This is a genomic window from Nonlabens sp., assembly GCF_039941875.1.
Classification (GTDB): Bacteria; Bacteroidota; Bacteroidia; order Flavobacteriales; family Flavobacteriaceae; genus Nonlabens.
The window spans coordinates 111,323-122,370 of record NZ_JBDVDQ010000011.1 but is presented as its reverse complement, the minus strand read 5'-3'; the positions used below and the strand labels follow the sequence as shown (position 1 = coordinate 122,370).

Here is an 11,048-nt window from a genome sequence, read left to right as displayed (position 1 = left end):
AAATCTTATCGCAAATCTTCACGATTTACTAACTGATCTTTTAACCTATCTGAAGAACATTTGCCTTGTTAAACATTTAGCTGTTTTCCTAAGCGGCTGCAAATATACAACCCCTTTTCTCTAACTTCCTAACTTTTTATTGAAAAAATAGAAATAAAAATGAAAGAATTAATCAACCATTTAGCAAACAACAGTTTACATTATGTTTAAATTTAAGAAAAAAATATTGAATAGAAAACTTATTCAAAATCATCTTCTCCACCATGTCGGTGATCAGCAAATATCTATATCGACAATACATTAATACGAATAATGGAGGCCCTAATATCAACAACCTAATTTCACGAAACACTAAAATTATAGATATACTGGCTGACATTAGTAAACAAAAAAAATCCTATCTCAAATGAGATAGGATTTTTTCTATATACAAAACTAAAACGGTAACTAGTCCCATTTAGAACCAAAAAACTTTGATCGTTTTCCTTTATTACCACCAGAATCATTAGAGCTAGAATTTCCTCTTCTAGGCTTAGAATCACGGTCTCTAAAACTACCACTAGAACGGGAATCATCATTAGATCTAGAACTACGACCTTTAAACCCTCCACCGGAGTTAGATTTATCATCACGGCGACCTCTATGACTACTACCGCCACCAGAATCTCCATCTCTACGACGGCCTTTGTAACTACCGCCAGATCTAGAATCTCCATCTCTGCGACCTTGATAACCACCTCTACTTCTACCGCGACCACCATCACGGCCTCCACGATTTCGAGACTCTCTCACTTCACCTTCATGCACATTTGCTCTGATCTCACGTTTATTACGCTCTTGCCCATTTAACTTCTCCATTTGAGAAGCTACTTCTTCTTTTACATCCATAAAAGAATGAGCTCCATCTAAAACGATACGACCTATATCATTACCAGAAATACCTGTCACATCACAAACAAAACCTAATAAAGCACCTTTATTTACATCGTCTTTGCGACCTAAATTGATAAAATAGGTCTTCATCCCATCTTCCTTACCTCTAGATCTTGGTTTTCTCTCACGATACTCACCTCTATCCTCACGTGGCTTTGAATTATCATTAAGATCGGTGATAGAATTACGTTTATAAATCTTATTAAATTCTTGACTTAAGAATTTACCGATTAATTCTTCTTTAGTAATTTCTTCAAGACTAGTTTTCACTTCATCAAAAAGTGCATCACTAATTTTATCATTAATCTCTAAATCTTTTATACCTTCTGTCCATTTAGTAATACGTCTAGCAGTTATCGCTTCTAACGCTGGAATCTCAGATCTATCAAATTTAATAGAAAGCTTACTTTCCATATATCTCATTTTACGAATATCACCTTTAGTGATAAACGCAATAGATTCTCCTTTCTTACCTGCACGAGCCGTACGACCAGAACGGTGTGTATAAAATTCTGGATCTTCTGGTAATGCAAAATGAATTACATGAGTAATGTCTTCTACATCAATTCCACGAGCAGCAACATCTGTAGCTATCAACAATTTTAGATTTTTATTTCTAAAACGTTTCATAGCTGCGTCACGCTGTGCTTGTGACATATCTCCATGAAGTGCCTCTGTTGCATAACCATTGTTATTCAACTCGTCTGCCACTTGTTGTGTATCTCTTTTTGTACGACAAAATACAACACCGAACATATCTTGATTAAAATCAAGCATTCTTCTTAAAGCTTCTGTTTTATCTCTAGCCTTAAGTTGAACATACTGGTGAGTAATATTCGTATTTACAATATCCTCGCGATTGATACGTACCTCTTCTGGATTTACCATATAGGTATCTACTATCTTCTTGATTTCTCTTGCCATTGTAGCTGAGAACAACCAGATATTACGACCTACATCTGTCTTAGAAAGAATAAAATCAATGTCTTCACGGAAACCCATGTTCAACATCTCATCTGCTTCGTCAAGAATCAAGAATCTTAACGCGTCGAGTTTTACCTCGCGACGTTTCATAAGATCCATAAGACGTCCTGGAGTTGCCACAATCACTTGCGCTCCACGTCTAATGTCTTTGATCTGACCCATGATATTTGCTCCTCCAAAAACAGGTACGACATTAAGTCTTCCCATTTTTTGAGACATCGCTTCTATCTGACGACAAATTTGTTGTGCTAATTCACGCGTTGGGGCTAGTATAAGTGCCTGCGTATCTCTCGAGCTGGTATCCATTAACTCTAATAATGGTATACCGAATGCTGCGGTTTTCCCTGTACCAGTCTGCGCCAGACCTATAAAATCACCATCATGCTTAAGCAATAATGGAATAGCTTGCTGCTGAATCTCCGTAGGAGTTTCAAAACCCATTTCAGCAAGACCGTCTAATAACGGTTGTGATAGACCTAAGTCTTCAAAATTTTTCAAATAACTGTGTTTAATTATTTTGCAAAAGTACGACTAATAAATGAATTTTTTGTTATATAGAAATTTTATAGAATATAATATCGCAGCTATGGTATAAAAACTCCTAACAACACAAGCTATTATATTAGACGTAGAACAATAAGCTCTCTCTTTTTACTCTACAAATTGCGTAAATTCGTCTATACTCTTTCTCTCTGGTAGAAGTGAAGTAGTGACCGCATCTTTATCATAAGTACCTATATAAAAGAAGCCTAAAAACTCTTCTCTATCATCTACCATTATTTTCGAAAAATTTGACATATCGGCAAATGATTTAGGAGAACTCCAGTAACAACCATATCCAAGATTATGTGTAGTAAGCCACATATTTTGCACACTCATACTTACAGCGGCTATTTCTTCCCATTCTGGTATAGATTCTTTTACATCTCTAGATTTAAAAATCAAAATCATCGCACTGGTTACTTCTAGTTTTTCTTGGAGCTTTTTAAGTTTAAGTGGTACAGCCTTATCTGTAGATAGAATAAACTGCTCTACCATAAAGTTTCCTAAATCTGTCAAGGCATTCCCTTGCAGGACTTTATAACGCCATGGCTCTGTTTTTCTATGATTAGGTGCCCATCTTGCACTTTCTAAGATTTTCAATAAATCAGATTGCGGTATAACTCCATTTGTGTATTGTGAGGGAAAAATACTGCGACGTGTCTGTATTAATTGTTCTAATGTCTTTTTCATGTTTTAAAGGTAATGGTTGTCTCGCTTTCGCGAAAGCGGTAAAAGTTAAAAACTATATATACTTTTAAGTAATCGTTATAAATAAGCAATGCTTAGAAATGGTTCTTAAAAAGCAATTGAATGGTACTTTTTAAAAATAAGTATTAATTTAGCTACTTAAACGAACCTAAACTTATTAAAAAGAGTAAAAATGGCAGAAAACGTAGTAGAATTAGGGAATGCTCAAAAATGGGTAGCTAACTGGAGAAGTAGTGAAAACAAAGTTCTTGGGAACACTATAAAAGCATATGATGCTCCAGGAGTTGACTTTACACAAACTCTAGCAGAATCTGGAGCAGTAAACACAAGACTTTATTTAGCAATAGATAATAATGGAACATTGAAAACACTTATAGTAGGTGTTGATGAGGATGGTAGCGATATGATAGACGCTAGTAAGGAATGGTATATTTATGATGCCACATCAACTATACCACCGCAAACAGGTGATGTAAATAGCCCTTTGATGACTTTACCGTAATTAAGCAATGTGGATAGAAATATATAACTATTTACATAGTATCTATTTAACAATTTTGATGCTGAATATCCTTGGGTATTCAGCATTATTGTTTTTAAAAAAAAATGCATTTAAACCTATTCTAATTTATTTATTAGGTGCTATAATTGCTGAAATAGGAACTTATTTAATTAATAATAATATTATCACAGTATTCGGAGAAATAACAAATGCTCCTTTCATTTTTTTATTCCTTACAATACAATTTTTGTGTTTTTCATATTTCTATAAATTAAATATTAAAAACCGTTGGTTTCAAAAGTATTTCTACATGCTTTTTTGTGTAGTGAGCGTCATTGCTTATTCTATTTATATCATTGATTTTAATTCCATAATGACACATAACCCATGGTTAAGCTTTATAACTATTCCTTTCATTTTATTTTTAACTACTATCTATTTTTATGAATTATTAAAAAATGAAAAAGGTTACAGATATATCAACATAGGTGTTTTTATGGTGTCGAGTTGTACTTTAATCTTTTTAAGCTCTGCAACTTTTTATGAGAACATAAGCTATGAACTCCTTTCTATAAAACAAAGTTTACATATTACACCGCTTATATTTCTACAACTCCTGTTCCTATACGAAGCTTTTTTATTTTTTAAATCAAGAAAGAAGAAGGTTCCTAAAATAAATTAACGCTTTATCGAATACTTTTTAAGAAATACTTGCCCTTTTAGAGAATAGTTTTAGCTTTGATTATCTAATCAATTAAAATTAAATTATGAAAAAAGTATTTTTATTACTCGCTTTTATTACTGTAGGTCTTATTTCTTGTGAAGAAGAAGCACCTGCGGTAAATGAAAGCAATCAAGTGAGTTTAAAAAGCACTCCTATCAACACTATTTCTCTAGAAACTGCTCAACAATGGGCAAACGACTGGAGAAAATTAGAAGACAAGTCTACTTATATAGATGACGTTAAAGGATGGAACGTTCCTGGAAGTGATCTTACTCAAGTAATGGCACAAGACGATGCAGTAGACAGCCGTATGTACATAGGTCTAAATGACAATGAAACTAAACTTATTATAGTAGGTGTAGATGCTGATGGTAAAGATATGATCGATGCTAGTAAAGGCTGGTATATTTATGATGCTACCGAACCTTGTCCTCATAAATGTGATTCAGAAAGTCCCTTATTCTAAGAGTAATCTTTACATTATTTAAAAAAGCTGGACAATAAAAGTCCAGCTTTTCTTTTTTAAGATAATTAATGTTAGATTTATTGTCATAGATTATAATACATGTACTTATTTCAAATCACGAACACAACAATCAACTACGTAGCGATAGGTTTAATGATTTTTATCATTCTGTTTTCTATCGGGATGGTGTTTTTTTTCTTGCTTTCGCGACAGCGTATAACCAAAGCAGATCTAGAAGTAAGAGATACTAAAATTAAGGCACAGGAAGATGTTCTAGAGGCAACTCTATTAACTCAAGAGAAAGAACGTCATCGCATCGCAAGAGAACTACATGATGAGATAAGTGCAAAACTGAATGTGATTTCTTTAAATACAAATTTACTTACCGATACTACTTTAAATCAAGATGATCGTGATTTACTGTTGGATCGTATCCAAAATGCTACTGCAAAGACTCTAGAAAACGCTCGTAGGCTAGCACATGATTTATTACCACCGGTTTTAGAAAGATTTGGTTTATGCCAGGCACTTACAGAACTTGTGGATTCCATACACAACGATCAATTAAAAATAAACTTTAAGTGCGATTGGGACGAATCTACATTAACATCTGACCAGCAATTACATACTTATAGGATAGTACAGGAATTATTCAATAACTCACTTAAATATAGTCAGTCAAATCAGATCCATCTATCGCTAACTACTAGTGATGTAAGAAAGATGGTATACCAGGATAATGGTATAGGTTTTCAAGAAACTACTGGAATAGGTTTAGGAACAAGCAATATAAACAGCCGTGTTTCTATTTTACAAGGAAGTATGGCACTAGAAACCTCTATTAATCAAGGGGTTTTATATACCTTTGAATTCCCAACCAACCCCTAGATAATTATGATTAACCTTGCACTAGCTGACGACGAGACCTTATTCCTAGAAACACTGAGTTTTATGTTGAATAGAAATGCTCACTTTAATGTGCTTTTTACAGCTACAAATGGTCAGGAAATGATAGACCAACTCAACGATTGTGTGGTGATGCCAGATATCATTATTACAGATTTAAAGATGCCAGTTCTCAATGGTATAGAGGCTACTAAAAAAATTCACAAAGATTTCCCAGGTCTTAAGGTTATTGCGCTTTCTAGTTATGATACAGATGTTTTTATTTCTAACATGCTAGGTGTAGGTGCGGTATCTTATCTAGTAAAAAATGCAAAACCAGAAGAAGTGTACACAACCATTAAAGAAGTACATGAAAAAGGATTTTATTATAATGAAAAGCTACTGACCATATTACATGAGAATTCACAAAACCAAAACTTTAAGAAAAGTGCTCTAGATAAAAAATTAATTAGCGATAGGGAGAAAGAAGTTCTAGAATTAATTTGCAAGCAACATACTACTAAAGAAATAGCAGATTTACTTTTTATATCTACACGAACAGTAGATAGACATAGAGATAGTTTATTAGATAAAACCGCTAGTCGCAATGTTGCCGGTCTAGTGGCATTTGCTATTCAAAACAACCTTATCAGCCTCAAATAAAACATGTTATTCTTAAAATGGGTATTTATACTCATGTGTAGAATTACAAATCGGCCTAAATTTACAATGTATATAAAAATGATTTTAGGTGGTAGTTCAGGGGACCACCTATACATCAGGAAAAAAAGTTTCATTGTAGGGAATGAGCTTTAAATGGGACTTCGGTCCCATTTTTCATTTACTGTAACTATTATTTATTTGTTGATTCTATTACCACATTCTATATCTATCTCCATAGATCTACTTCATCTAAGTGACTGTTACAGATTAATTTAACCATTCATCTAAAACATAGCTACTTACCAGATTTATCCTATGTAGAAGATGGAATTATACCTTATTTTAATCTTATATTCGTCATGAAATTGAATGTATAACGAGTAGAATTAGGGATTTACATGTTATAAATCAATATTACCAACTTCTAAAAAAGTTGAAAATGGAGCCTTCGGCTCCATTTTTTTTTTCAACTGCTTTTATCGACTTTAAACTAATTATTCATTAAAAGATTATTAGACAGTTCACAAACTTTAAAATTAATCACATCTTTCTTACATTTAGGAAATAAACCAACTTCATGCTTACAAAAGTTTATGGTAGTGCCGTTTTTGGCGTTGAGGCTACTACTATCACCGTAGAGGTAAATGCCGATAAAGGAATAGGATACCACCTAGTAGGATTACCAGATAAAGCAATAAGTGAGAGCTCTTACCGCATCACTGCTGCTCTTAAAAATGTAGGCTATAAAATGCCTGGTAAGAAATTAATCTTAAACCTATCTCCTGCTGACCTTAGAAAAGAAGGTAGCGCATATGATCTACCGCTAGCATTAGGAATACTTAATGCATCTGGACAGATCACTACAGACCTTTTCAAAGATTACATAATCATGGGAGAACTATCCCTAGATGGACAGCTACAGCCTATAAGAGGTGCATTACCTATTGCTATTAAAGCCAGAGAAGAAGGATATAAAGGTTTTATTTTACCTAAACAAAATGCTAGAGAAGCTGCTATAGTAGATAATCTAAATGTCTATGGAGTAGATAATATTCTAGAAGTCATAGAGTTTTTTAATGGTGAAAAAGAACTTGAACCTACCGTAGTAGATACTAGAGATGAGTTTTTCCAAGCCTTAGAACATCCAGAATTTGACTTTGCCGATGTGAAAGGACAGGAATCTATTAAAAGATGTATGGAAATAGCTGCGGCTGGTGGACATAACATTATATTAATAGGACCACCAGGTGCTGGTAAAACGATGTTAGCCAAAAGACTACCGTCCATCCTACCACCTATGACACTGCATGAAGCACTAGAAACTACTAAAATTCATAGTGTCGCAGGTCGCACACAAGAAAAATCAGGATTAATTGCTCAGCGCCCGTTTAGGAGTCCGCATCATACGATATCAGATGTTGCTCTAGTAGGTGGTGGCGCTTATCCACAACCTGGTGAGATATCACTAAGTCATAACGGTGTTTTATTTCTAGACGAGTTGCCAGAGTTTAAACGCACGGTACTAGAAGTAATGAGACAACCATTAGAAGACAGAGAAGTAACTATTTCTAGAGCAAAATTTACAGTGACCTATCCCTCTAGTTTTATGTTAGTCGCTAGCATGAATCCTAGTCCTGGCGGTTACTTTAATGATCCTAATGCACCAGTGCAAAGCAGCCCTGCAGAGATGCAACGTTACCTTAGTAAAATCTCAGGTCCACTACTGGACCGTATAGACATACACATAGAAGTAACACCAGTACCTTTTGAAAAATTAACAGAAGAACGACTGGCCGAAAGATCTACCATAATTAGAAAACGCGTTACCGCAGCTAGAGATATACAGACTTTACGTTTTAAGGACAGTGAAAAAACACATTACAATGCACAAATGACGGTTAAGGATATTAGAAAGCATTGTATTCTAGATGCAGCTAGTAAAGAAATGCTTAAAAATGCCATGGAGCGTTTAAATTTAAGTGCCAGAGCTTATGACCGTATTCTTAAAGTAGCACGCACTATTGCAGACTTAGAAGCTGCTCAAGAAGTAAATGGTACGCATATAGCAGAGGCTATCCAGTACCGAAGTCTGGATCGAGATGGCTGGTTAGGTTAACCTTTTATATTTAATATCGATAAACGGTAGTTTCAATCACTTTTAACATAAGTAATTGACTATATTTTTAAACTATTTAACAACTTTAGTTAATTATTTTTTTTATCTTCAAATCAAAATCAGCCATCTATGTCTACAATTACTCTACTACCCTTAACAGACTTAAGAGAATCTTTTGATAACGATAAGGATATTCTAGTATCTATACTAGATATGTTTATGGATGAAGTGCCAGAAGATTATGAACTTCTCAAACAACAAGTTAAATCTGAAAACTATACAGCTGCAGGTATGCAAGCACACAAAGTAAAATCTAGTTATAGAACACTAGGTATTAATGATATGGCAAGCATATTACAAGAGATAGAAAATCGTGCAAAAAATAATGAAGATGCACATTTGATTAATAGTTTATTAGAGCAATTCAGTCAAAACTATGATCAGGTAAATGAGCAAATACTCTATACTAAAGAAAATCTTTAAGCCTCAATAAAGTCTTTGTATTCTACAAAAAAGGATTCCATTCTATCCATATATTTAAAATAGAACTCATAGACCTCTGGCCAGTCCGTTTTTTTCTGAATCTTTACGCCTTCGTGCATGACAAAGACACGAGATATAATCTTACCAGACTCTAGCATATAAGCATCGTCAAAGATAAGGTCGTTACTTACCTCTTCTAACATGACAGCCTTTAAACTTATAAATTTATCATAGTAGTACGATCTAATAAGATCGTCATCATGTGTAATATCTATAGAAACCAAAACCCTACGGTCTTCAAATGAAAATTTGAGCACCACATCCTTTAATTTTGTGTCGTACAACATCCATTTGCGATCATATCGTTTACCGAACATGGTCCAGAATTGTTGCCTTACGTTTCTTGCTTCTTCTTTTGAGTACATTTTGCAATAATACGGGATTTTACATCTTTGCGTTTTTGAAATGCTCAACTTTTAGAGAATAAATGAATCTGTGCACATTTTAAGCAAGTAACTCCGCGCTTATTTTTACCTTTACCATATGTATAAAAATGATACCATTGTCGCGCTTGCCACTCCTGCAGGAACAGGCGCTATTGCTGTTATAAGACTATCAGGACCAGACGCACATGAAATTGCTAGTGCTATTTTTGTTCCCGCTTTCGCGAAAGCGGAACCTACACCATCTAAGGAAATCTATAATAATCTAGGTGCAAACACCGTCACCCTAGGTCACATATATGATAAAAATCGTGTGATAGACGAAGTTTTATTAACCAAATTTGTCGCGCCCAGATCTTATACTGGAGAGCATGTGGTAGAAATATCTTGCCATGGTTCTATTTATATACAACAAGAAGTTATAGCCGTGTGTCTTAAAAAAGGAGCACGCATAGCACAAGCAGGTGAGTTTACTTTACAAGCTTTTTTAAACGCAAAAATGGATCTATCACAAGCAGAAGCTGTGTCAGATTTAATAGCCAGTGAAAGTGAAACCGCACACCAGATTGCGATACAGCAAATGCGTGGTGGTTTTTCTGGAGAGTTAAAAGATTTAAGATCTCAATTACTCAATTTTGCCAGTTTAATAGAATTAGAGTTAGACTTTAGTGAAGAAGATGTGGCTTTTGCAAACCGTGATGACCTACGCAGCTTATTGAGTACAAGCCAGCATACGCTGCGCAAACTAATCGACTCATTTGCATTAGGAAATGTATTAAAAACAGGAATACCTGTTGCCATAGTAGGAGAACCTAACGTAGGGAAATCTACCCTTTTAAACGCTTTACTTAACGAGGACAAAGCAATAGTAAGCGATATCGCTGGCACCACACGAGACGCTATAGAAGATGAGATCAACATAGAAGGTGTACGTTTTAGACTTATAGACACCGCAGGAATACGTGAGACTACAGACGCTATAGAAGGTATGGGAATAGAGCGTTCTTATGCCAAAGCTGAGCAATCTAAACTAGTACTTTACCTACTAGATGCGACGCAATTGAACACCTCGCCTAGAATCATGCACTGTTTATTGCGCATACAACTCATGAGAGAAAAATTTCCTGATAAACCTCTAGTAGTTATCCTCAATAAATTAGATCAAATTACTGGTCTAGAACATGCCGAAATCACTAAACAAATAAGTACCAAATCTCCAGATACGATTCTTATATCCCTCAGTGCAAAATCACGTATAGGTGTAGAAGAATTAAAAACGGCACTAGTACAAAGTTTTAATAGCGGAGCACTTTCTCAAGACGAGTCTATAGTGAGTAATGCTAGACACTATGATGCCTTACAGCAAGCATACAGTTCTTTAATAGAAGTACAAGAAGGAATAGAAAACGACATTTCTAGTGAGTTTCTAGCCATAGACATACGCGCCACAGCAGAGTCTCTAGGCATCATTACCGGAGAAATCACAAACGACGAGTTGCTTGGGAATATATTTAGTCAGTTTTGTATTGGGAAGTAGCGGCACAATTAATAGTAATGTTTAAATTAAAAAATGATATCTAATTTATTTTAAAAAGATA

Annotated in this window: 11 protein-coding genes; 8 read left to right on the top strand and 3 right to left on the bottom strand. The window is 34.6% G+C overall.

Annotation, left to right across the window (positions count from 1 at the left end; genetic code table 11):
- Positions 1–447: 447 nt before the first annotated feature.
- Together ABJF08_RS06990 and ABJF08_RS06985 are read right to left on the bottom strand one after the other, a co-directional pair.
- Positions 448–2,415: a DEAD/DEAH box helicase gene (locus ABJF08_RS06990; protein WP_348115374.1), complete on the bottom strand. Its 1,968-nt coding sequence runs from the start codon at positions 2,413–2,415 to the stop codon at positions 448–450.
- A 153-nt stretch (positions 2,416–2,568) separates the two neighbouring features.
- Positions 2,569–3,150 carry a nitroreductase gene (locus ABJF08_RS06985; RefSeq protein ID WP_348115373.1) on the bottom strand — a complete coding sequence of 194 codons (582 nt, stop codon included), beginning with the start codon at positions 3,148–3,150 and terminating at the stop codon, positions 2,569–2,571.
- Between the two features lie 190 nt (positions 3,151–3,340).
- Here ABJF08_RS06985 and ABJF08_RS06980 point away from each other — a divergent pair, with 190 nt between their 5' ends.
- The 7 genes from ABJF08_RS06980 (at position 3,341) to ABJF08_RS06950 (ending at position 9,007) form a co-directional block, all read left to right on the top strand.
- Positions 3,341–3,670, top strand: coding sequence for a hypothetical protein (locus ABJF08_RS06980; RefSeq protein ID WP_348115371.1), 330 nt, complete (start codon positions 3,341–3,343; stop codon positions 3,668–3,670).
- A gap of 58 nt (positions 3,671–3,728) precedes the next feature.
- The gene (locus tag ABJF08_RS06975) at positions 3,729–4,352 is read left to right on the top strand and encodes a hypothetical protein (RefSeq protein ID WP_348115370.1); all 624 of its coding nucleotides are present in this window, start codon (positions 3,729–3,731) and stop codon (positions 4,350–4,352) included.
- 85 nt (positions 4,353–4,437) lie between these two features.
- Positions 4,438–4,860, top strand: coding sequence for a hypothetical protein (locus tag ABJF08_RS06970; protein ID WP_348115369.1), 423 nt, complete (start codon positions 4,438–4,440; stop codon positions 4,858–4,860).
- A 99-nt stretch (positions 4,861–4,959) separates the two neighbouring features.
- Positions 4,960–5,748 (top strand): histidine kinase, encoded by a 789-nt coding sequence (locus tag ABJF08_RS06965; protein ID WP_348115368.1) that lies wholly within the window; start codon positions 4,960–4,962, stop codon positions 5,746–5,748.
- A 6-nt stretch (positions 5,749–5,754) separates the two neighbouring features.
- Complete coding sequence (locus ABJF08_RS06960) at positions 5,755–6,408, top strand: response regulator transcription factor (protein ID WP_348115367.1); 654 nt, start codon at positions 5,755–5,757, stop codon at positions 6,406–6,408.
- Positions 6,409–6,985: 577 nt separating this feature from the next.
- Positions 6,986–8,524 carry a YifB family Mg chelatase-like AAA ATPase gene (locus ABJF08_RS06955; RefSeq protein WP_348115366.1) on the top strand — a complete coding sequence of 513 codons (1,539 nt, stop codon included), beginning with the start codon at positions 6,986–6,988 and terminating at the stop codon, positions 8,522–8,524.
- A 129-nt stretch (positions 8,525–8,653) separates the two neighbouring features.
- Positions 8,654–9,007, top strand: a complete 354-nt coding sequence (locus ABJF08_RS06950) for an Hpt domain-containing protein (RefSeq protein ID WP_348115365.1) — start codon at positions 8,654–8,656, stop codon at positions 9,005–9,007.
- Here ABJF08_RS06950 and ABJF08_RS06945 read toward each other — a convergent pair.
- Positions 9,004–9,432: a DUF4268 domain-containing protein gene (locus ABJF08_RS06945; RefSeq protein ID WP_348115364.1), complete on the bottom strand. Its 429-nt coding sequence runs from the start codon at positions 9,430–9,432 to the stop codon at positions 9,004–9,006. The genes ABJF08_RS06950 and ABJF08_RS06945 overlap by 4 nt on opposite strands.
- 118 nt (positions 9,433–9,550) lie before the next feature.
- Between ABJF08_RS06945 and mnmE the strand changes: the two genes are divergently transcribed.
- Positions 9,551–10,987, top strand: coding sequence for a tRNA uridine-5-carboxymethylaminomethyl(34) synthesis GTPase MnmE (gene mnmE, locus ABJF08_RS06940; RefSeq protein WP_348115363.1), 1,437 nt, complete (start codon positions 9,551–9,553; stop codon positions 10,985–10,987).
- Positions 10,988–11,048: the final 61 nt, after the last annotated feature.

Coding starts and splice junctions, on each gene's coding strand:
- ABJF08_RS06945 (WP_348115364.1), bottom strand. CDS start 9,432: ATGTACTCAAAAGAAGAAGCAAGAAACGTAAGGCAACAATTCTGGACC.
- ABJF08_RS06965 (WP_348115368.1), top strand. CDS start 4,960: ATGTACTTATTTCAAATCACGAACACAACAATCAACTACGTAGCGATA.
- ABJF08_RS06955 (WP_348115366.1), top strand. CDS start 6,986: ATGCTTACAAAAGTTTATGGTAGTGCCGTTTTTGGCGTTGAGGCTACT.
- ABJF08_RS06975 (WP_348115370.1), top strand. CDS start 3,729: ATGCTGAATATCCTTGGGTATTCAGCATTATTGTTTTTAAAAAAAAAT.
- ABJF08_RS06950 (WP_348115365.1), top strand. CDS start 8,654: ATGTCTACAATTACTCTACTACCCTTAACAGACTTAAGAGAATCTTTT.
- ABJF08_RS06960 (WP_348115367.1), top strand. CDS start 5,755: ATGATTAACCTTGCACTAGCTGACGACGAGACCTTATTCCTAGAAACA.
- ABJF08_RS06970 (WP_348115369.1), top strand. CDS start 4,438: ATGAAAAAAGTATTTTTATTACTCGCTTTTATTACTGTAGGTCTTATT.
- mnmE (WP_348115363.1), top strand. CDS start 9,551: ATGTATAAAAATGATACCATTGTCGCGCTTGCCACTCCTGCAGGAACA.
- ABJF08_RS06980 (WP_348115371.1), top strand. CDS start 3,341: ATGGCAGAAAACGTAGTAGAATTAGGGAATGCTCAAAAATGGGTAGCT.
- ABJF08_RS06985 (WP_348115373.1), bottom strand. CDS start 3,150: ATGAAAAAGACATTAGAACAATTAATACAGACACGTCGCAGTATTTTT.